Source organism: Bacillus sp. PSXD-155 (assembly GCF_049310765.1).
Lineage (GTDB): Bacteria > Bacillota > Bacilli > Bacillales > Bacillaceae_G > Bacillus_A > Bacillus_A cereus.
Window position 1 is genome coordinate 1 of record NZ_JBMOWC010000022.1, and the last position, 22197, is coordinate 22197.

Below are 22197 nucleotides of genomic sequence, written 5' to 3' on the forward strand. Positions count from 1 at the left end.
ACTTAATAGTTTATTTTATTTTTCCACGTTTATCTCTTAGGTTCAAAGACACATATTAATTTGAATGTACTCAACAATTAACGGTGCCATTTTTTACATATAAATTTACATTATTTCTTTACTAAGATTGTGTTCTCTTTTTAAACATGAAGCCGTTTGTATTATAGAGAACTCTCATATAAAATATATTGAAAAATTCATTCTATATTTTATTCCAATACACTATGAAAAGGATTGAAGTTAAAATCCCTATCATTCAACCATTTATGACAGCTAGAAATTGAATGTACCTTTACTTAATTTTAACTATTTAAATATAAAACAAAAAGGACAGATTCCTTTTCATTAAGGATCTGTCCTTTTAATTAATAATGATAAATTGTAATATAATTGAAGATCCTTGCGATGGTGGTTGCGTATCCAATAAAGTTAATTTACCAGCACTCACTTCATATAATGGTTGTGGTTGCAGTATTCCGTTAACAAACAAATTAATATAAGAAACTTCACTAGGAGACAAAATATTCGTTGTACCATATTGAGGTATCCCGTCAGCATCTGTATATATAAGTTTCTCTCCATCTGCAAAAGTGTAATATAACAAATTGGTTGTGGTTATAGGACCAATGCCCCCAGTAGGACCTGTTGCTCCAGTCGGTCCTGTTATCCCTATTGCTCCGGTTACTCCAGTTGGTCCCGTTTCTCCGGTTGCTCCTGTTATTCCGGTCGGTCCCGTTATTCCGGTTGCTCCTGTTATTCCGATCGGTCCTGTTGCTCCAGTCGGTCCCGTTATTCCGGTTGCTCCTGTTATTCCGATCGGTCCTGTTGCTCCAGTCGGTCCCGTTATTCCTATTGCTCCCGTCGGTCCTGTTATTCCGGTCGGCCCCGTTTCTCCGATCGACCCCGTTATTCCGGTTGGTCCTGTTATTCCGGTCGGCCCCGTTATTCCAGTCGGTCCTGTTGCTCCTGTTGGAATATAAATTGGTGGAAGAATCGGAAATGTAGGTCCAATATTTTCTGGGCCTATCATCCCCTTATTCAATGATAAATTGTCATTGCGTTTCAATTTAATACCTCATTCCACATGTTTTTTAATTCATACACATCATTATGACCCTATCATTAAAGAATAACTTTATAACTATTCTCTTTTTTCTTCCCAAAGAATTATTACATATATTAAACATTTTACCGTTGCTATAACCGCTTTAATTAATATAATAAATTAATCATTCTATTTAAAAAGTACTAAATCTATTACATTCTTATTTAAAAAGATGAGGTGATTTATATTCAAGATAATAATGAAATTAGAAAAAAAGAAATAATGTCAATGGCCCTTGACATTATTTTCCCTTACAGGCTTACTGGACCTACGGGGCCTACTGGAAGTACTGGGCTTACCGGGAGTACTGGGCCTACCGGAAGTACTGGGTCTATCATTACAACAAACTCTATGTTCGCTAATAATACATCAGGTGGTCCTGTTTCAGTCATATTAGGAGGAACAAACATTCCACTTTCAAATAACCAAAGTCTTGGTAATTTGAAAGTTAACGCTTCAAATGACGTATTTACAATTCCTGTAACTGGAAGATATCATTTAACCTATCAAGTTAATACGACAACCGCTCTACTTGCTGGAACTAGACTACTATTAAACGCTTCTACGCCAATTCCTGGCTCTATTTTTTCTCCCGCTTTATCAACTTCAAATTATAGTAATAATTTAATTACTAATTTAAATGCTGGTAATACAATTTCACTACAATTATTTGGTATATTATCCGTCGTGAATTTAGTTGGAGGTGGATCAACAGGTGCCTCTCTTACAATTATACGAATTGATTAAAAAATGATTCATTCTTTTTATAATAAACAATCTAAATACTCAATTGATAAATATTACGATAGTGATTACGTAATAAAAATAAATTGTACTATATCCATAGTAGAAAAAATCTATACTAAATTTTCCGTATATATATTATCAATTTACACTTCCCCCATGTCGATGTTACATTAAAGACGAAGATCGTTTCTTCTTTACAGACCATCTCAATATGTATTTGAGGAACATCTCCAATCCTATACGCGAGAGCAATACTATATTGACACTCAATTGAGTGTCTTTTTTTATATTCAAAAAATAAAACCATCTCTTATAGATGGTTTTAACAATACATATTTACTTTTACTCTTTATATTATTGCCAGCTTATAAAGCTGGATAATAAATAGTCATACTTAACCGAGTTAATGTTCTTCCTGAATTAGTATAAGTATGCGGTCTATCCGCCTTAAAGCGAATTGAGTCTCCATTATTTAACGTATATTGACAATCATTTATGTCAATTGTCAATTTCCCTTCAAATACCGTTATAAACTCTTCTGTTCCTTCTTTATGCGCTTCTGAACTTAATTTCCCTTCTGTATCAATTTCAACCATATAGATTTCAAAGTTCCTATCATCTTGGAAAGGAAATGAGGGATACACCTTATATCTCCCATTGTCTTCAGACAATACTTGAACATCATTTCGTAAAACTACTTTCGTATCAGGCTGTGGATTATTGATTAAAGAGGTAAATGATACTTTCAAACCATTAGCAATTTTCCATATTGTTGTTAGTGTCGGGCTTGAATCTCCTCTTTCTATTTGTCCAATCATTGTTTTACTTACACCTGTTAATTGAGAGACCTTTTCTAAACTTAATTTTTCTTTTTCACGTATTGATTTTAAATTTTTTGCCAGAATAAGTTGAATTTCTTCCATAAAAAACACTCCTACACTGTATACAATATAACGACCGTTATGTATAATAAAAAGCACACGTTATATTGTTCTTTTTGGTCATTATAACACACAAAAAACAGGGGGTTTTGAAATGCCTATATTTTCTTTTTTGTTATTTGTATTTATAAGTAGCTTCACACCTGGTCCCAACAATTTCTTAGCTATGACATACGCAAATCAACATGGATTAAAGAGAAGTATAAACTTTTGCTTTGGAGTATCATTCGGTTTTTTCATCCTCACTTCTTTATGCAGTTTCTTTAATATTGTATTAATTAATATTATCCCTATAATTGAATTTCCTTTAAAAATTTTAGGTGTCGCGTATATGCTATATTTAGCCTTTAAAATAATCACTAGTAAAGGCGGTGCAGATCACAATGAAAAAAATAATAAAAACTTATTTACAGTGGGTATTTTCATTCAATTTGTTAATCCAAAAGGAATATTATTCGGACTCACAGTAGTCTCTACTTTTATACTCCCCTACTACAATTCATATTCAAGTTTTCTGCTTTTCTCATTATTTCTAGGTATAGTCGGTTTACTGAGTACATTTAGTTGGAGTCTATTTGGTTCAATATTCCAAAAATTATTAGTGAAACATAACCAATTATTCAACATCATTATGGCTGTTTTATTAGTTTTCAGTGCCGTTTCAATCGTTATACACTAATTCGATGCTCATTTTAGATTTTGTACTTTTTAATACCACTCTTTATCAATCAGACTATTTTATATACTAATCCATCCACATACCCTATGTGGTTTAAAACTTTTAAGAGGAAACCTTCTAACAATAGGTTTCCTTCCATATCATATTAAATAAGAAACAGGTTAAATACGGAGGTGATTTTGATTAATACTACTTTAATTTCTCATTTTTACAATGAAGAATATTTACTTCCATGGTGGTTAATGCACCATACAAAGCTATTTGATCATGGCATTCTTATTAACCGTGGATCAACTGATCGTTCAGTTGAAATCTGTAAAACATTCGCTCCTAATTGGGAAATACGAAACTCAAAATCACTCGAATTTGATGCTTATTTAGTTGATCAAGAAGTTATGGAAATTGAAAGAGAAATTACAGGATGGAAAATGGTATTGAATACGACAGAATTCCTGTGCTGTTATAATAAAGAACAATTTTTCAAATCACTTAACACTATGGGCGGCAATATGTTTTCAATAAGAATGATTATGATGATTGATGAACCGACTCATGGCTACACTAATCCAAGATATAGCTCTCCGCTTGTTAAACAACGTTATCACGGCATAATAATTCAACCTAATCCAAACCAACTATATCTTAACGGTAGATTAATTCACAATAATTCGCACGGGAACTATAGAGTCGGGAGACATGGTTCGCATTATCCTTATAGCATTTACATGGAACCTGCTTTTATTTTTAAATTTTTTTATAGTCCATGGAACGATGCAATGAAAAAACGAAAATTACAAATCGGGCCGACTCTTTCTCAACATAGTGTACGACGCGGATTAGGTTCTCATCACTTAACAACAATTGAAAAATTAGAAAAAAAATACAAATACTATGCAACCTTAACTACAGATCTCCGGTTATTCCCAGAATACCAAATTATATTTCCTGATCTTTGTCCTTAATGTCATGAATATTTAGTTTCGACATCCATCCGTTTTTTATTAACATACCAACTCCAACTAAATACTTTTCTCTAGTAGAAATCTGAGCTAGAACTCTTGCTGCACAGAAATCCCTCTTATTTAATCTCGTATCACTAGCCTATAATCTTTCATACCATTTCATTAAGCACTTGATGTTGGATCAGAAATAAAAAATGGTAATTCATTTGGAAAATTTTCAATTTCAGATTTTATACCTTCTAAAACAAAGAATTCAACAATAGAACCTAAACTAATGTTTTAAGTTATGGCTTTATTTTTTTCTTATTATTCACTTTAAAATCTTCTTATAATAATATTGAAAAATACGGTATAATATAAATTACTGTTCTTTAGGAGGATCACAATGGCTGATAAGTATAAATTTTTTATTCTCATTGTTACCGCATTTTTTTCATTCTTTTCTTTAATAAAAGATTTCCGCAACACTTCAAAAAGTTTCTTTTGGGGTAGTTTTATCATTCTTACAAGCTTCATGATACTATTAATACACGCTCTAGATTTAACTCAAATACTTTTTTATCCAAAGCAAATTGCGCTTGAATTTATTACAATACCACGTAAATTATTTCTACCATCTGTCACTGAAGCCACCAGTTTCCCTCCAACACTAAGATAACAATTTGATTAAGAGCTCTTTCTAAAAGAGCTCTCTTTTTTAACATAAACATACCATATACAAAATCCAACCTTAACCACTTAATTACTTATAAGAACCTAACTTATAAAACGCATAATAATTATACTTATTTACTAGTATACAAGCCGTATCTCTTAGTAGAAGCACAGCATAATATACGATACAGGACAAAACTTTCAAAAAACTTGTCTAAGTTAATTCTCAAAATGGGGTGAATATAGATGCCTATCGTTAAACCTTTTATAGCCGGAAGACGATTTGTAAGTACAGCCGCAACAGGAACTGCTGCTGGTGCAGATTTAACTTTTGCTAACACAGACTTCACTGATGACACTGGTGCTGTAACAACATTCCCTGTTTCTTATGCCTTTTTAACACTTTATATTAATGGTGTTATTCAAACAGGTGATACTATTACTGGTGTGACTACTACAGCTGCTACTATTGTAGGAGGAGCAGTCCTAGATGGAGGCACTCCTATCGCAATTGAATTTACTATAACGTAAATTTAGTTGTCTTTTTAGAGGTTTCATTAAAAGAAACCTCTAATTTTAAAAATTCACATCAATTTTAGTAGCAACTACATAATACAGTGCACATACTAGATAGAATGATAGAAATTTATACTCACTCTCAAAAAGAGCACTTATCTATAGTGATCTTTTATATAGCGCAATAATTTTTCACCTATTTGCTCTTGGAGAACCGACTAAGCAGTTAGCTAAATTAGCTAACTGCTTTTTCCATATAGTATTTATTATTATTCATAGCTTTATCCGTAATAGTAATGCTTGTGCACTATCTACTATAAATTTTCATATATTGTATTATGCTTGTCCAAAATGTGAAGTTAATACTCACGAAATCTAAATACAAGAAAGGAGTGAAAATATGCGCTCATCCATTCGTAAATTCGCTAATTTTAATTGTGAAGCACAAGCACCTAGTACACTACCTGCCCTAGGTTTTGCCTTCAATGCTACTTCACCTCAATTTGCAACATTATTTACACCACTACTATTACCTAGTACAGGCCCAAATCCTAACATTACTGTCCCTGTAATCAATGATACAATTAGTACTGGAACTGGTATTAAAATTCAGGTAGCTGGTATTTATCAAATTAGCTATACATTAACGATTAGCCTTGATAACGTTCCATTAGCCCCGGAAGCAGCACGCTTTTTCTTGACATTAAATTCATCGACTAATGTTATTGCAGGATCCGGAACCGCAGTCCGTTCTAATATTATCGGAACTGGTGAAGTTGATGTATCAAGTGGTGTCATTCTAATTAACTTAAACCCTGGTGATTTAATTCAAATTGTCCCCGTTGAAGTAATAGGTACAGTAGATATTCGTTCTGCAGCGTTAACAGTTTCGCAAATTCGTTAATAAAGTGAAACTTTAATCAGCCCTCACCAATCGGGCTTTTACGGGCAGTCCGGCCCCCACCTAACTTCTTTGCTTCCGCTGAATTTTAAGGTGGGGGTCTTACTGCCCGGCAAATAGCAGGATAAAAACAAAAGACTTGGCTAATTAACATTTATTGTTCCTTATACACAATATCTTTTTATAGATTTGACACACATTTATATTAAACAAGCATATTTTATTGTATGACTATATAGTCATACAAATCTAAAGCGTTCATAAAAGCACACTTATATGTGTGCTTTATTTTTAATTAAAACCTACAACATTCTCACACAATATCCATATATTATCTTGATTCCTCTCTAAATATATGGTTTGTCTCAGAGCGCTATTAACAGCGCTCTTTTTATTTAAATTCCGATTTTTAAGGTTCGATTTTATGATTTACGTTATTATACACATGCTACGCTAATTTTGAAACAAGGTATACATCCAAAGACTGTAAGTGAACACTTCAGTTATAAAGATATGTTCATAACATTAAATCGCTATTCACATGTTTTGCCTGGAATACAGGAGGATGCTGTTAAAATATGTAGTGAAAGACCATTTGAATGGTAATATTTACAAATATAAAAAATGCGGTTTCTCCTCTCAAGAGAAACCGCAACATATCAATGCTTTTACTATATTTTAAACTGACTCGTATACAAATCAAAATAGAATCCTTTATCTTTCATAAGAGATTCGTGATCCCCTCTTTCTAAAATTCTTCCATCCTTTATAACAAGAATTTGATCTGCTTTTTCAATTGTTTTAAGTCGATGAGCGATCACAAAACTTGTGCGACCTCTCATTAAATTATTTAGTCCTGCTTGTATTTGTAATTCTGTTCTTGTATCAATATTTGATGTCGCTTCATCGAGAATTAATATATCTGCATCTGCTAAAATTGCTCGTGCAATCGCAAGAAGTTGTTTTTGTCCTTGACTTAGATTCGATCCTTCTGAAGCAATTTCTGTTTCATATTTATTTGGCAAATGCTTAATAAAAGAATGTGCAGATGCTGCCTTAGCTGCAGTGATAACTTCTTCATCAGTAGCATCTAAGCGTCCATAACGGATATTATCCATAATCGAACCAGCAAATAAATACGTATCCTGTAAAACTACTCCTATTTTACTTCGTAAAGAATTAATATCATAATCTTTTATATCTTTTCCATCAATATGAATTTGTCCTTGCTGTATATCGTAAAAGCGAGTTAACAAATTAATGATTGTTGTTTTCCCTGATCCAGTCGGACCAACTAAAGCAATTGTCTCTCCTGGCTGCGCTTTAAGACTCACTTCTTTTAAAATCGTTTTATTTTCTGCGTAGCCAAATGAAACATTCTCAAGTGCAACATGCCCTTGTAAATTTTGTACAACAAATGCGTCTTTTTTATTTTGAATTTCTGGTACCTCATCCATAATCTCAAAAACACGTTCTCCACCAGCAACTGCCGCTTGAATTGTATTCATTAAAGTCGCAAATTGACTTAGCGGCCTTGAGAATTGACGAGAATAATTAATAAAAGCCGCAATAACTCCTACTGTTGTCATTCCGTTTAAGACCATAACTGATCCGGTCCCAATGACAAGCCCCATACCTAAGTTATTAATAAAGTTCATACTTGGAAAAATAAAAGCTGAAAATGTATCAGCCTTCGTAGCTGAAACTCTTAGCTGTTCATTAATTTTATTGAAATTTTGTACAGTTTCTTTTTCTTTTCCATACAACGTTGTAACATCCGCACCTGTAATTGCTTCCTCAATAAATCCATTTAATTCACCTAAATCTTTTTGACGCTTCGCAAAGTTTTTACCACTATATGCAACTAGTTTTTTTGTAACGTAAAACATAATAGGTACTGTAATTAAAGTTACAATTGCTAAAATCCAATTTAAAGCGAACATCGCAATCGTTACACCTATAAAAGTTAACGCTGATGAAATAATTTGTACAACACTTTGTGTCAAAGCTTGATTCAAATTATCTATATCATTTGTCACACGGCTCATTAAATCACCTTGAGAACGCATATCAAAGAACCGTAAAGAAAGCGTTTGGATTTTCTCAAAAATATCTTGTCGTATTTTTTGAATTGTTTTTAATGCAACGTTAATCATGACAAATGTTTGTAACCATGTTAAAAGTACAGTTACACCGTAAATCACGATAAGTAACATACACATTCTTGCTGTACCACTTAAATCTTTCGGTACAATATATTGATCTATAATGACTCCCATAAGATATGGACCTAATAATCCAAGTAATGTAGTAACAACGACTAGAAATATAACAAACATAAGAGCAGCTTTTTGATAGCCCATATAGTTCCATACCCGCATTACAGTTCCTTGAGCATTTTTAGCTTTTCCCATCTTTGGGGTATTTCGTCCACCTTTATTAGCAAATTGCCCTTGAAAATTACGCATGTTCTTCCCCACCTTCTTTATGCAAATTACCACCTTGGGAAAGATAAATTTCCTGATAAACCTCACTTCGTTCTAACAATTGTTCATGTGTACCATTGCCAACTAATTCACCATTATCTAATACAAGTATTTTATCCGCATCCATTATGGAAGAAATTTTGGACGCAATTAATAAAGTCGTTGTGCCTTTATATTTTGTTTTTAAAGCTGTTTGAATAGTAGCCTCTGATTTCGCATCAACTGCTGATGTAGAATCATCTAATATGAGAATCGGTGGCTTTCTCACAAGTGCCCTTGCAATTGATACACGTTGTTTTTGTCCACCTGATAGATTTGTCGCACCTTGTGTTAACTTATATTGATAAGATTCTTCCAGCTTATTGATAAACTCAGTCGCACAAGCTGATGCAGCTGCTACTTCCAGCTCATCAGGTGTTGCATCTTCTTTACCATAACGTAAATTCTCTTCTATACTACCTGAGAACAACAAAGCCTTCTGAGGTACAAACCCTATTGAAGCACGAAGTTTTTGCAAATCATATGTTTTAACATCTATTCCATCTATACATATTTCACCATGATCCACATCATATAGACGTGGTAACAGTTTCGCTAAGGTAGATTTACCACTTCCAGTTGATCCAATAATCCCTACTTTTTCACCTTTTTGTATGCTAAACGAAATATCTTTTAAAACGTATTCATTATTTTTCGTATAGCTATAACTAACATTTTTAAATTCAATATTTCCTTCAATTTTCTCAGGTTCGATCGCATTCGCCTCGCTTATAATATCAACCTCGGTATTTAACACTTGCTGTACACGATCCGCAGATGGAAAAGCTCGCGCAATTTGAATAAATACCATGCTAATCGACATAAGTGACATTAAAATGATATTCAAGTAATTAATAAATGCCAAAATCGCTCCTACTTGAAGCGTTCCATCGAATACTTTTTCTCCACCAATCCATAATGTTGCGACAATCCCGCCACTTACAACTAGCATAATGATTGGCATCATTAAAGAAATAAGTTGCACAGCTCGAATATTTATCTTCGTTAAATTTGTATTTACACTTCCAAATTGAGCGATTTCGTATTTTTGTCTTACATACGCTTTTATAACACGCACACCAGATAAATTTTCTTGTAGCTTTGTATTCACTTTGTCTAATGCCTCTTGCACCTTTTTAAATGTACCACTTGCTTTACTTGCAATTAAAATAATCGCAAGTAATAAAATCGGAACAACTACAAGTAATATTGGAAATAACTCTCGCGCTGTTACAAAAACAATAATTATACTTCCGATAAATAACAGTGGACCACGAACGAGAACACGTAATGTCATCGTCATTGCCGATTGAATGGAAGTGATATCATTTGTCACGATTGTTAATAATTTACCTGTTCCAAATGAGTCCCGATTATTACTAGAAAATGTTTCTATTTTCGCAAACACATCTTTTCGTATGTCTGTAGCGAAATTAACAGCTGCTTTTGTAGAATACATCATACACCCAAGCCCTCCAACTAAACCGAGTGCTGCTGCTCCTATCATAAGAAGCCCCATTTTTATTACATAATTTAAATCCCGATTTGCAATCCCAACATCAATGATATGTTGCATAATAGTCGGTTGAATTAAGTCCATCGCAACCTCAAGTACCATAAATAGCGGCCCAATAATAGCGAAGAACATGTATGGTTTTAAATACTGTAATAACTTACGAAATGATTTCATACATAATCTCCTTTTCCCATGAAATTACCACTGAATAATTCATATCCCTCCTTATTTAAGCGATATTTTTTGTAATTTCTTCATTACTTCTATTATATTATGTAAATTAATATTTAACATTATTAAATGATAAGTATTAATGACTTTCTGGTCAATAAATGTGCTTTATATTATGTAAATACAAAAACCGCATTCTTAATGAAAAGAATACGGTTTTTAATCTATATTTCTTCAATTGTAAAATTTAAAAACTCAGTCTCAAATCCCTTATTTTTAGAAGGACTACACGTGTAAAAACCTATTTTAATAGGCTCATTCCCTATATCCTCCATTAAATGAGCGATTCTTATTTGTTCCCATTGATGGCTCTTTTTCACATATATTGTATAATCACCGCGTTTTCGAATAATTCGAAAACGAAGTTGTTGCTTAGCTGCTTCAGTTGGATAATCTTGCGTTGACCAGTCAGAATATCCATTATTCGTTACGACAGCACCTAAGTGAGATGGCCCTTCAGGGATATATTCTAAAGATGTTTTTAACCAACAGTTCTCCGAAATCATAACAAAAAGACCTGCTTGATCGAATTTTGAATTTGGATTCATACGTAACTGAACTTCAGCTTGAAAGTCTGTCATCATCTCATTATAAAATACATGACCATTCATTACTTCAAAACCATAATGTGTTTTAAGCCAAAAATCGGTTTCTGCTTTCGAACGGACAATAAACGCATGATTATCATTAATCTTATAATATTCAGGTACATTCATTATAGTGAGTTGCTCAATACGTTCTGGTATATACGATATATTCATAGCTCCTCCATAATAAAGCATTTATATAGACATTTAAAACTCCGCTAATACTGGGAATTTATAACCTTTAAAATCTAACTCTTTATCACTTCGAACCATTAAATACTTGCTAGACTGTACTTCTGTAAACTGTACATCCTCAACCCCTAATTGATCCGGAGAAAAATAAAATTCGATTTCCGTAAACCTTTCATTGATTTCTCCACATAATTCATCTAAAACCGGAAGTACTGGCGCAAATACTCCAAATAATTTCAACTTTTCATTTTCTACTTCATAAACGATTAGAGCATCTAGTTTCTCTGAATAATACAATTTCTCATTCCATTCCGAATCATACATATTCATATAAAATGAAGGATGGAAGTTTAAAGTTGAAAAACTATTTGAAAGTCTTTGGCTACTATCAATAGTTTCATGTATTAACTGTCTATTCTCTATATTATAGTAATCTAACTTTTTAAGTAGTGAATCGTTATTATTAATATTTTTATCATATGGTATAGTCATCAAATATTCCTGCACAACTTTAAATCCAAATGCTGTATATAGTTCAGGGTTTTCCGTAAACAATAATGCACATTCACATTTCTTATCGATTTCTTCTATCATTTTACCCATTAATTGTGTCATTAACCCTTGTCTACGGAAATTAGGGTGTGTCATTACTGATTGAATACCCGCCGCATTTATTTTTTCACCATTAATTAATAATGGGAGTGAAAATGCCGCAACATTTGCAATCACTTTATCTTCTTGTAAAAACGATAAAGCTTTATATGTATCATCCCAATATCCTTTATCCGAAAAATCATTCAATGTTTGAGTTTTAATTCCAAACACTTCTTCAAATAAAGGAAATAACTGCTCTCTTTTCGGTTCTTCTATTAGAAGACTTGCCAATTTTTCAACATTCCCCATGTTGTACCTCCAAATGTTAAATTCCATTAAATTAGATATACTTATATGACCTACTCTTAAAAATAGAGGTCTTACCAATCAATATACTATCATAAAACATAAAAAAAAAGTCTAATTAATTTTATGTTTTGACTATTTGAAAATAAGTCGAATAAAACAATATTAAGATTTCTTGATATTAATTAGTTTATTATATAAAAATAGCGCTTTCTAATTAGCTTTTACTAATAGAAATACACTATTTATAATAAAATATTTTTATTCTTTTATCCCTTCAAGTCTTTCCTTCGTATTAATTTCTTCTCCACTTATACGCTTTTCAAAAGACTTTCTCCAACTACTTGAAAGTGCATTTACTTCTAATATTCTTTTTACCCCTTCAATATTTTGTTTTTCCTTATGCATGATACGATTAGCAAACGCTATTGAAACACCTTTCGGATCAGACTGTAGACTTTTTAATGTATCGACTGATGATACCCATCCTTCTTTTAATACACGAAAATAAAATCCTGTATATCCTGTTTCTTGAAAATATAGTGGTAACTTTGGAATATTATATTTTTTTGCTAATTTAAAACAAGGTTGCCTTGGTTGTGTTACCTGTACGATTGCCTCTCCGAGCTCAAACGTATCACCAATACAAACATCCTCTTCGCGCATACCACTAACTGTTATATTTTCTCCGAAAGCCCCATATACAAGATCTTGATTCAATTCTTTTTCCCAGTATGGATAGTGATCACCAGTATAAACACAAACTGCTTTATCTACTCCTCCATGATGAACTAAGTCCGCCTGTCCATCTCCATTAAATCTTACAAAGGATAAATATACCGGTTCCTTTACTTGTTTCTTATTTATGCCTGTATGAATTACTTTTCCGCCGTATATAACCTCTTTTGGTAATCCTATATTTAAAGATAATAATTGATATTCATTAGCCATTCTATTTCCTCCTTTAAAGGTGTTACATGTATTTTCTCTCGATTAATTTTTACAACCCTCTCTGTTACATAAAGATGATTATAAAACCTCTAAAATCATTGTTCAATTCAATTATTTATATAATAATGATAGGTATAACCTATCATTATACTTGAGGTGATTCCAATCGAATTACGACAACTTGAATACTTTTTAGCTGTTTCAAAAGAATTACATTTCACAAAAGCAGCTGAAAAATTAAATATTTCACAGCCTTCACTAAGTCAACAAATACGTGCATTAGAGCATGAAGTAGGAATGCCACTTTTCGATCGAATTGGTAAAAAAATATCATTAACTGAAGCAGGGAAGATTTTATTATCACATAGTAAAACCATTTTTCATGAAGTCGAACAAGCTCGTTCAGCTATTCAAGACCTAAACGGATTACAGCAAGGTTCCTTAACAATAGGGGCTTTGTTAACCGTCGTAAATTATTTACTACCAACAGCTATTTTAAATTTTAATAATTTATATCCTAATATAGAGCTTTCTGTATTAGGGCTTCGTACAGGAGATATTCGTGAAAAATTATTACAAAACGAACTAGATATTGGAATTACATTTCTCCCGGTGCAAGATAAAGAGATTATCTCCATCCCTCTATACAAAAGCGATCTTACATTGGTCGTGCCCACTGGTCATCGATTAGCTGAACGTAATCATGTATCTATTGCTGAATTACAGAACTACCCTTTAATTCTTTTACCTAAAAATTTCTTTTTAACCGAACTAATTACATCTCATTGTCAAAAGTTAAACTTTAAACCAAGGCCAATTTTAGAAATTAGTACGATGGAATCTTTAATCCAAATGGTTTCCAAAGGAATGGGAATTACAGTGTTACCCAAACCATATATAGACTTTTTACAAAATAAAAACATTCAAGCTATTAAAATAGAAAACCCTACTCCAATAATTGAAATAGGGCTAATTTATAGAAAAGATAAATATATGTGTGCTGCAACTCGAGAATTTATTGAGCAACTAAAAATCACAGTACGTTCTTTCCAAAACTAAGCAAAAGAGATTATCCTATGAAACCGTTTCACAACAATTTAGTAGAATAATCTCTTTTCAAAACAAAGTAAACATTATATTTAACTCTTATAAACTTTAATGTACCTTTTTAGATATTGGAATATATTTAGTAAAATATGCACCAACTAGCAATAATACAATTGAAAATAACCAAGTAAAAGCACCGCCAAAATGAAACCAATATGCAAACATATTTAAGATTGCAAGTGAAAAGAAGCAAATAGAAGTTACCGCACTTTTCAATCCTTTTATCCCAGACTTTTTTCTCTTTTGATAAGCAATATACATCGCAATGACAAGAAAAAAGATAAGAACAAATGGTAACATAACTTTTAGTATTGATAATCCCTCCAGTATAAATGCACTCTTTACATCACCATCTTATCCCATTTATCTTTTAGGTATCAATTCATTCTTATCTTCCTTCCAAAAGTCAGTATAAGTTTTATTTTTAAAGTTCACGTTCACCTCAGAAAACGGCATACTTCCTCCAACTTTCAATGAATACCAGTCGTTTAAAAGTGGTGATCCGAAACAAATCTTCATTGTACGATCATGTAAATCGAATAATACAGAATGTAAAGTTCCAAACCATTCTTCATAGTTATGCACAGTAAGTCCAGCAGGATATTCTTCTTCTACTAACTTTTTTAAAGACTCTATGCTTACTTGTTCACATCTATTTAAATGCTCATGTAAAAGGTGATATCTCTTTGTTGATTGTTCTAATTTCCTATTATTTAATTTCTGAATTGATGAACTAACTGCATGGTTTGTTGATACAATAAAAGCTTGTTTTTCACCATCAATCGTTATTGTGGATTTATGACCGTCAAATATTTCAATATATGCTGCATTTAAAGGATCAGCTATTATTAAATTAATATTACTAGCAATTGGGATTTCTTCTATTAGTAACTTAGCTTCCTGCACATTTTTACATTTCTCCAACAACAATCGAATTACCGCAAAACATTGTAAACCACCCACCATTGGCTTTCTTAAACCTGCAATATTTCCTACTGGTTGACCACATGCTGAAAATGTAACAGCTAATCCATGCTCGTTTATCCCTTCCGTTCGGCCAAAATATTGAGTAGAAAAGCCACTATGTGCATACGCACCTTCAACATGAGTTGAACAAAAACGCATATCATCTATTACTGGTGACAAATCATAATTCCTTAATACATATGTGTGCTCTAAATCGGTCTTTTTAGGTAATACTGCACAATGACTACAACCTGCTTTCAATAGTGTTTGATAGTAATACATCATATTTTTTGAAGGAATTTTTAACACTTCACAAAACCCCTCAATTTCTTCATTTATGCCTGGACAATGTTTGTTTAGTATATTTCTCGATTCTGTCCAATGGTTATTAGATATTACATTTTCTTCGTGTATAAATTGCGGGATGAGATACGGATTTTGTTTCACGAATTCCCCTTGTTGCTTTCCAATCTCATAATAACTTCCTTTTAATGATGAAAAATACCCCTTTACTTGATACATCAAACTCCCCCTCACATTGGATATATCCATATCGTACCAAATGGATTTCATTCATCCTTGATGTTTTTTACTATCTTTCTTTAACACCATCCCATTTTAATATCTCCACTAATAATTATTTACTAGACAATTAAAGTTTTGTTAATATTGCTGTAATAGCTTTATTTCAAAATAAAGTAGTTTGGATATCAAATGAGCAAAATACTTTGTTAAACCCACTTATAAGCAATCATCTAATTCATGAAATCAAAAAACTTATTTATCAAAATAAAAGGAGAATTTATGTATGAGTAGTTGCAAACCAATTGATAAATTAACTATTGAGGACCTAAAACAAAACCCCATTTGGGAATGGGCAATAGATGAAGAGGAAAACGAAGAACATGACGAAACATGGGTAAAACCAGCGGCAACTACTAATTTTACAGAAGAATTAAACGGTTCAATCGTACTAGGCGAATTATTCTTACATAATGGTGAAAAATTCCCTATGATGTGTGAAATTGATATTGAAGGTGACGAGGCCGTAATTCGTTCTGTTGTTTATTATAAGGAAGCAAAAAATGAGTATATTGCTATAGAAGATATTGTGAAAACGGTCGAAATGCCGTTATCGATTATTATTAATCTTACAATTCATGCAGAATCCAAAACCTTACGCTTCACTGCACATAAAGTAGATATTTATAAAAATTCAATAACGACTAATTTTAATTAAAGTTGGCCGAAATAAAGAAAACAATTATGAAATACAAACTGGGGAATCATTAACGATTCCCCAGTTTTTTAAACTATATTAAAGTATCCCCTTTTCCACTAAAGTCTCTGCGATTTGAACTGAATTCCAAGCCGCACCTTTTAATAGGTTATCGGAAACAATCCAGAGGTGGAATCCGTTTGGCGTATCAGGATCTTTACGTATTCTTCCGACAAATGTATCTATTTTCCCTTCTGCATATAATGGCATTGGATACAGCTGTTCACTAGGGTTATCCTGCAAAATAACACCTGGTGCATCCATTAGTATTTCCTTGATTTCCACAACGCTTGCTTCTTTTTCCAGTTCTATATAAACCGATTCTGAATGCCCCGATACAACTGGAACACGTACACAAGTAGCTGCCATTTTCAGGTTTTCATCTTCTAATATTTTCTTCGTTTCTTGAATCATTTTGACTTCTTCAAAAGTAAAATCATTGTCTGTAAATATATCTACTTGAGGCAGTACATTAAATGCTATTGGATAATGTTTTTTATCTTTTTTCACCGGTAATATATCACTCTTCACTTCTTCACCTGCAAGTATAGACTTAGCCTGCTCTTGTAATTCATGAATCGCATGAATGCCAGAACCCGATACAGCTTGATATGTTGAAACGATAATTCTTTCTAAACCGAATGATTTTCGAATCGGCTGAAGTGCTGTTACCATCTGTAATGCTGAACAATTTGGAACTGCAATGATACCTTTATGCTGTTTTAAAGTGTGCGCATTCACTTCCGGAACAACGAGCGGTACATCTTGCGCCATTCGGTACTCACTTGTGTTATCAATTACAATCGCACCACTAGAAACTGCATGAGTTACAAATTGTCTAGATACTTCTCCCCCAGCGCTAAAAAAGGCAATATCTACACCTTCAAAGCTAGTTGTTTTTGCCTCTTGTATAATTATCTCTCGTCCTTTGAATCTTACTTTCTTACCAGCGGATCGTTTTGACGAAAGCAATGTAACTTCAACTATATTAAACTTCATTTCATTCTCTAACAGTTCAATAATTTTTTGCCCTACCGCACCTGTAGCCCCAACAACAGCTACATGATAGCCCTTTTTGATCATCTTTTCTCCTCCAATATCACCTGAATGAATATTTCTACAATTTCATTTTATACAGAATTTAATCATTTGGAAAATTAAAATACATGATATAATCATTCACAAATCATGATAATAAAAGAGGGATCGCTTATGGAAATGAGACATGTTAAAACATTTTGCGCCATTGTGAAGTATGGTAATTTTTCTAAAGCTGCGCACGCGCTAGGTTATGCGCAATCTACTGTTACAGCACATATGAAAGCTTTAGAGAACGATTTACATATTCCTCTTTTCGATCGGTTAGGGAAAAAAGTGCTACTTACAAAAGCAGGTCATCAATTTCATCCTTATGCATTAGAATTACTTTCAATATATGAAAAAGCGCAAGAAATCCCCCAAAATACAGATTATTTAGAAGGTACATTAAGTATTACATCTAATGAATCATTAGCGGTATACCGATTACCACAATTATTACGTACTTACAAACAGAAAAATCCGAAAGTAAATATCGTACTTGAAACGAACACAAATGAACAAGCATTACAAAAATTACGTGAAGGAGAAACAGACGTTGTCTTCATAATTGGAGAAAGTATAGAACATAATGATTTTATTACGCGTACTTTTAGTAATGAAACATTTGGATGGATTTTACCAGCTTATTCCTCTGCACATGCAAATCCATTCCAGTTATTACAGGACACCCAGTTCATTTTTACAGAACAAAGCTGCGGCTATAGGCCAATGGTAGATCGTTTTTTACGTCAAAGCGGGAATATTCCAGATAAAACATTTGAAACTTCCAATGTTGAAGTCATTAAACAATCCGTTATGTGTGAGTTAGGCATTTCAATTCTTCCTTATATCGTTGTACAAGAAAGTTGTCAAAAAGAACAACTATGTTTTCAGCCTATCGAAACTCCAACAGTTATTCAAAGTCATGTAATCTATCATAAATCCAGATGGATTTCCCCGGTGTTACAGTCGTTTCTTTCCTTACTTGAACGAGACTAAAATATTAAGACGTACATATAAAAAGAGTAATTGCCTAATAAGCAATTACTCTCTTTCATTAATTAGTATACTATTTATTAGTCTGTCCCCCACCTGCAATTAATTTACTACCTGAATATGTACCTTTGTTCATAAACACTTGATTAATTAATTCTTTTTGCTCAGCTTCCGACATTACTCCTTTTCCTTCTCCTAAATTCCCACTTTGTAATTTCCAAATCTTATTGTGATCTGCATCAACCTTTTCATATTTCCCTTGTTTCCATCGTTCTAAAATTTCTACATATGTACTTCCCTGCACAAGATCATTACTCTTTACAATATCAATTAAGCTTTCAATCCGCTCTTGTGTAATAAAAATATAGCCCCACTTTTGATCAGCTTTCGCTTTTTGATGTGCCATTTCATGTAATGCTGTCTGTATGTTCTCATCTGTCCATTTAAAATTTTTATTAAAACCACTATTTGGCAATGAATAATTGCCATTTTCTAAAAGCTTTGCATCTTCTACTTTTACGTTACTATCAGCTAATACTTCTACTGCTGGAGCAGCTGGTGATGTCTTTTTCGCAGCTGGTTTACTATTATTTAAATAATGCAGAATACCATATGTTAAACCTACTCCGATTACCGCCATACCAGCTATAACACCTATTATTTTCAAAAATGTTTTCATCTCGCTTGTTTCCTCCCAAATATCTCTGTTCTGACTACCTAATTATTTCTTATATAAAAACTGTTACTTCATTCAAAATATCGCATCCCCTATCATATTATTTATATATACTTCCTCATATTGTATTTCTTTTTCTTTAAAATTGAAAGAATATTCTGTTAAATAACGAAAATATTCTACAAATTTTTCCTTTATATTTATAAAGAAACAAAAAAACAACGAGCGCGTTCTACAACACTCGTTGTTTTTACTTTATGCACGATTTTCTTTTAACCATTTCGTAATAGCATCTAACCTCGAAACATCAAAACGTCTTTCTTCACACACGTTCAAATTTTTTGAGTTTCTCACTATTTCTAATTCATTATTTCTTACACTTTTCGCCTCAATTAATTTACAATACCCATCTGTAACAGTATTTAAATTTTCATAATAACGCTGAAACGATTTTGATATATGTAAATGTTTTTCAAAGTTTCTCCTTCTTTTCGTTTCATCAGATACTTTCCGCTTTCTAAGTTCTTCATCGTTCGTATATAAATAAAAATATTGATCCGGAAAACCAATTTCCCTATTTACCATCTTTTCTTTATAAAAATTTTCTATTAAAGATAATGGCTGATTAAATATATCAAAATGAAAGCACCAATTATAACTAAGTGGTTGATATATATCCCCATCGAGTATTACTAATTCATATTGCTCTGACTTCTGAACAGCTATATTCCAGCGCTCAACTTGTTTTTCAAAATACCATGTTCTATGTTCATTTTTTGGCCTTTCAAATAAAGAATTCACTTCAGGTATTATATAAGCACCATAATTCTTTTCTAATTCACGGCACGTGGTACTTTTACCAACAGCGCTTGCTCCCTCAAATGCTATTATCCCCATAGTTTCCCCCTCTTTCATTAACTAAAATTTCGTTGTTTCGCTTTTCTTCCCCATAACTTTCTCCATAAAACAATTGAAGCGATAGTGAGCATGATTGTTGTAATGATACTACCTTCAATTCCGAACGTGCCTCCATGCAATGTTTCTGGTCCATTTGTTATAGACTTAAAAATTGGAGTAGAATATACAGTTGTGCCACTAACTGCAAAGCCATATACATTATATTGAGCCCAGTTCCAAATTGAGTGCCATGCACATATTCCCCACAGACCATCTTCTTTCAATACGTATAAAGCTGCGAAAACACCCACTAATATTATATTCGATATAGATAATATTGTAATTCCCGGATTAAGTAGATGAAGAAATCCAAATAAAAATGAAGTTACAATTATTCCAACCCATATACGACTTCTAACAGAAAGAACCGGGAATAACCAACCTCGTACAATAATTTCTTCCGTTGCCCCTTGTATTAAAAATGCAACTAGAGATCCTACTATTCCTACTATTACTGTTGAGGTAATATGTTGTACTTGCAATTTCACACTCCCCATTAATAATAGTAGAATAACTGGCGTTGAAATAAATACAAACCCTATTAACGCACCTTTTAAATACTTTCTCATCCATTTCTCTTTCCAAAAGCCAATGGATGAAAAAGGTCTTTTTTCTACAAAACGAACCCATATAAATAAAATAAATATAGCTCCGCCAAACGTTAACACCATTCTAACATTGTCATAAATACCTTTCATGAATATCGTTTCAGCTTTTGGTAAAAATAACATAAATAACATAAAAAGTTCGCCTAAAGTCAAAAATATAATGGCTAATATTACAGCAAAGACTGGATGCACCTTTTTTCTCCCTGCTTTTGCTGCTTCAATTATTATAAATGAATTATTTTTCACTTTCTTTTCTCCTTTTATAATATTTAACTACTAACAGCTAACAACCATATTTTACCACAAAAAATGCGATATTAATATTTACTCTAAGTTTTTCTTACATGATTTTGCATAAATCCAAATTAGGAATAATATATAAATAAAAGAGGTGCCTTTGTGCCTTTACTATTATCACCCAGATTACTCAGTGGTATTACCAGCACTTGCTATTTCCCACCATTTGTTGTAAGATAGTAATTAAGGTCAATTTAACACTATATTTTCTTTGCATATTATCAAGTATCAATCAGGGACATTTTGTACTCCTTATGGGTTTTTGATAATATGTGAACTTTTATTTTCATTCAAATAAGGCCGATCATATTGTAATTTTTCTACTTTTAGGAGGCATTACCATGACATTAACAGGTAAAGTAAAATGGTTTAACAGCGAAAAAGGTTTCGGTTTCATCGAAGTTGCAGACGGTAACGACGTATTCGTTCACTTCTCAGCTATCACTGGCGACGGCTTCAAGTCTCTTGACGAAGGTCAAGAAGTTAGCTTCGAAGTTGAAGAAGGTAACCGCGGACCTCAAGCTAAAAACGTTGTAAAGCTATAATTCAAACAATAAAAAGGTTGTTACCAGCAAGGTTAACAACCTTTTTAATATATAACTAAAATTTTTTACATAAAAGGAGTGGTTACATGTATCGCAATCGAAAGAACGATGTAGCAGAAGTACCACCAGAACAAACCCCTGTTTGGGAATGTGAATCAGAGGATTGTTTAGGATGGATGAGAAAGAACTTTTCATTTGAAGAAGAGCCTAAATGCCCTTTATGTAAAAGTAGCATGAAAAGCGGAGAACGTTTATTACCTAAATTAGGTTAATTTATAA

General features: G+C 32.6%; 24 protein-coding genes. 11 read left to right on the plus strand and 13 right to left on the minus strand.

Annotated elements, in window-relative coordinates; all coding sequences use genetic code 11:
- Positions 1–361: 361 nt before the first annotated feature.
- On the minus strand, positions 362–1066 hold the full coding sequence (locus ACO6VI_RS21235; RefSeq protein ID WP_161520163.1) for a DUF4183 domain-containing protein: 705 nt from the start codon (positions 1064–1066) through the stop codon (positions 362–364).
- 216 nt (positions 1067–1282) lie between these two features.
- Here ACO6VI_RS21235 and ACO6VI_RS21240 point away from each other — a divergent pair, with 216 nt between their 5' ends.
- Positions 1283–1852, plus strand: coding sequence for a BclA C-terminal domain-containing protein (locus ACO6VI_RS21240; RefSeq protein WP_161520162.1), 570 nt, complete (start codon positions 1283–1285; stop codon positions 1850–1852).
- Positions 1853–2217: 365 nt separating this feature from the next.
- Here the strand turns inward: ACO6VI_RS21240 and ACO6VI_RS21245 are convergent, their stop codons facing one another.
- On the minus strand, positions 2218–2832 hold the full coding sequence (locus ACO6VI_RS21245; RefSeq protein WP_130813712.1) for a helix-turn-helix domain-containing protein: 615 nt from the start codon (positions 2830–2832) through the stop codon (positions 2218–2220).
- A gap of 55 nt (positions 2833–2887) precedes the next feature.
- On the opposite strand from ACO6VI_RS21245, the gene ACO6VI_RS21250 reads away from it, so the two are divergent.
- From ACO6VI_RS21250 to exsF, 5 genes are all read left to right on the plus strand, one after another.
- Positions 2888–3472, plus strand: coding sequence for a LysE family transporter (locus ACO6VI_RS21250; RefSeq protein ID WP_098840588.1), 585 nt, complete (start codon positions 2888–2890; stop codon positions 3470–3472).
- Positions 3473–3651: 179 nt separating this feature from the next.
- A complete protein-coding gene (locus ACO6VI_RS21255; protein WP_142338411.1) occupies positions 3652–4434 on the plus strand; it encodes a glycosyltransferase family 2 protein in 783 nt (260 codons plus the stop codon).
- 385 nt (positions 4435–4819) lie between these two features.
- On the plus strand, positions 4820–5092 hold the full coding sequence (locus ACO6VI_RS21260; RefSeq protein ID WP_098840586.1) for a hypothetical protein: 273 nt from the start codon (positions 4820–4822) through the stop codon (positions 5090–5092).
- A 242-nt stretch (positions 5093–5334) separates the two neighbouring features.
- Positions 5335–5619, plus strand: coding sequence for a DUF4183 domain-containing protein (locus ACO6VI_RS21265; protein ID WP_098840585.1), 285 nt, complete (start codon positions 5335–5337; stop codon positions 5617–5619).
- Positions 5620–6004: 385 nt separating this feature from the next.
- Positions 6005–6508 (plus strand): exosporium protein ExsF, encoded by a 504-nt coding sequence (exsF, locus tag ACO6VI_RS21270; RefSeq protein ID WP_097961604.1) that lies wholly within the window; start codon positions 6005–6007, stop codon positions 6506–6508.
- Between the two features lie 668 nt (positions 6509–7176).
- Here the strand turns inward: exsF and ACO6VI_RS21275 are convergent.
- The 5 genes from ACO6VI_RS21275 to ACO6VI_RS21295 all read right to left on the minus strand — a co-directional run bounded on the left by ACO6VI_RS21275 (position 7177) and on the right by ACO6VI_RS21295 (position 13407).
- Positions 7177–8973, minus strand: a complete 1797-nt coding sequence (locus tag ACO6VI_RS21275) for an ABC transporter ATP-binding protein (RefSeq protein ID WP_098840583.1) — start codon at positions 8971–8973, stop codon at positions 7177–7179.
- Complete coding sequence (locus ACO6VI_RS21280; RefSeq protein ID WP_161520160.1) at positions 8966–10720, minus strand: ABC transporter ATP-binding protein; 1755 nt, start codon at positions 10718–10720, stop codon at positions 8966–8968. The genes ACO6VI_RS21275 and ACO6VI_RS21280 overlap by 8 nt, the downstream gene beginning before the upstream one ends.
- A gap of 221 nt (positions 10721–10941) precedes the next feature.
- A complete protein-coding gene (locus tag ACO6VI_RS21285) occupies positions 10942–11538 on the minus strand; it encodes a DUF1349 domain-containing protein (RefSeq protein ID WP_016109944.1) in 597 nt (198 codons plus the stop codon).
- Between the two features lie 33 nt (positions 11539–11571).
- Positions 11572–12459, minus strand: coding sequence for a GNAT family N-acetyltransferase (locus ACO6VI_RS21290; protein WP_098356012.1), 888 nt, complete (start codon positions 12457–12459; stop codon positions 11572–11574).
- A 258-nt stretch (positions 12460–12717) separates the two neighbouring features.
- Positions 12718–13407 (minus strand): MOSC domain-containing protein, encoded by a 690-nt coding sequence (locus ACO6VI_RS21295; protein ID WP_097987769.1) that lies wholly within the window; start codon positions 13405–13407, stop codon positions 12718–12720.
- 156 nt (positions 13408–13563) lie between these two features.
- Between ACO6VI_RS21295 and ACO6VI_RS21300 the strand changes: the two genes are divergently transcribed.
- Positions 13564–14466 (plus strand): LysR family transcriptional regulator, encoded by a 903-nt coding sequence (locus tag ACO6VI_RS21300; RefSeq protein ID WP_065483522.1) that lies wholly within the window; start codon positions 13564–13566, stop codon positions 14464–14466.
- A 96-nt stretch (positions 14467–14562) separates the two neighbouring features.
- Here the strand turns inward: ACO6VI_RS21300 and ACO6VI_RS21305 are convergent, their stop codons facing one another.
- Both ACO6VI_RS21305 and ACO6VI_RS21310 read right to left on the minus strand, forming a co-directional pair.
- A complete protein-coding gene (locus tag ACO6VI_RS21305) occupies positions 14563–14814 on the minus strand; it encodes a hypothetical protein (protein ID WP_000936604.1) in 252 nt (83 codons plus the stop codon).
- A gap of 63 nt (positions 14815–14877) precedes the next feature.
- Entirely contained in the window at positions 14878–16002 is a 1125-nt protein-coding gene (locus tag ACO6VI_RS21310; RefSeq protein WP_098033846.1) for a C45 family autoproteolytic acyltransferase/hydolase, read from the minus strand.
- A 286-nt stretch (positions 16003–16288) separates the two neighbouring features.
- Between ACO6VI_RS21310 and ACO6VI_RS21315 the strand changes: the two genes are divergently transcribed.
- A complete protein-coding gene (locus ACO6VI_RS21315; protein ID WP_000093107.1) occupies positions 16289–16720 on the plus strand; it encodes a hypothetical protein in 432 nt (143 codons plus the stop codon).
- A 78-nt stretch (positions 16721–16798) separates the two neighbouring features.
- Here the strand turns inward: ACO6VI_RS21315 and ACO6VI_RS21320 are convergent, their stop codons facing one another.
- The gene (locus tag ACO6VI_RS21320; RefSeq protein ID WP_098033847.1) at positions 16799–17842 is read right to left on the minus strand and encodes an aspartate-semialdehyde dehydrogenase; all 1044 of its coding nucleotides are present in this window, start codon (positions 17840–17842) and stop codon (positions 16799–16801) included.
- Positions 17843–17971: 129 nt separating this feature from the next.
- Between ACO6VI_RS21320 and ACO6VI_RS21325 the strand changes: the two genes are divergently transcribed.
- Positions 17972–18838: a LysR family transcriptional regulator gene (locus ACO6VI_RS21325; RefSeq protein WP_098033848.1), complete on the plus strand. Its 867-nt coding sequence runs from the start codon at positions 17972–17974 to the stop codon at positions 18836–18838.
- Between the two features lie 70 nt (positions 18839–18908).
- On the opposite strand, the gene ACO6VI_RS21330 is transcribed toward ACO6VI_RS21325, so the two are convergent.
- The 3 genes from ACO6VI_RS21330 to ACO6VI_RS21340 form a co-directional block, all read right to left on the minus strand.
- Complete coding sequence (locus ACO6VI_RS21330; protein ID WP_098033849.1) at positions 18909–19514, minus strand: PRK06770 family protein; 606 nt, start codon at positions 19512–19514, stop codon at positions 18909–18911.
- Positions 19515–19766: 252 nt separating this feature from the next.
- Positions 19767–20426, minus strand: a complete 660-nt coding sequence (locus ACO6VI_RS21335) for an AAA family ATPase (RefSeq protein ID WP_140157193.1) — start codon at positions 20424–20426, stop codon at positions 19767–19769.
- Entirely contained in the window at positions 20426–21322 is an 897-nt protein-coding gene (locus tag ACO6VI_RS21340; protein ID WP_000794822.1) for a CPBP family intramembrane glutamic endopeptidase, read from the minus strand. Before ACO6VI_RS21340 ends, ACO6VI_RS21335 begins: the two co-directional genes overlap by 1 nt.
- 392 nt (positions 21323–21714) lie before the next feature.
- Here ACO6VI_RS21340 and cspD point away from each other — a divergent pair, with 392 nt between their 5' ends.
- Both cspD and ACO6VI_RS21350 read left to right on the plus strand, forming a co-directional pair.
- A complete protein-coding gene (gene cspD, locus ACO6VI_RS21345) occupies positions 21715–21918 on the plus strand; it encodes a cold-shock protein CspD (protein ID WP_000176366.1) in 204 nt (67 codons plus the stop codon).
- 86 nt (positions 21919–22004) lie between these two features.
- Positions 22005–22190, plus strand: a complete 186-nt coding sequence (locus tag ACO6VI_RS21350) for a cold-shock protein (protein WP_000286203.1) — start codon at positions 22005–22007, stop codon at positions 22188–22190.
- Positions 22191–22197: the final 7 nt, after the last annotated feature.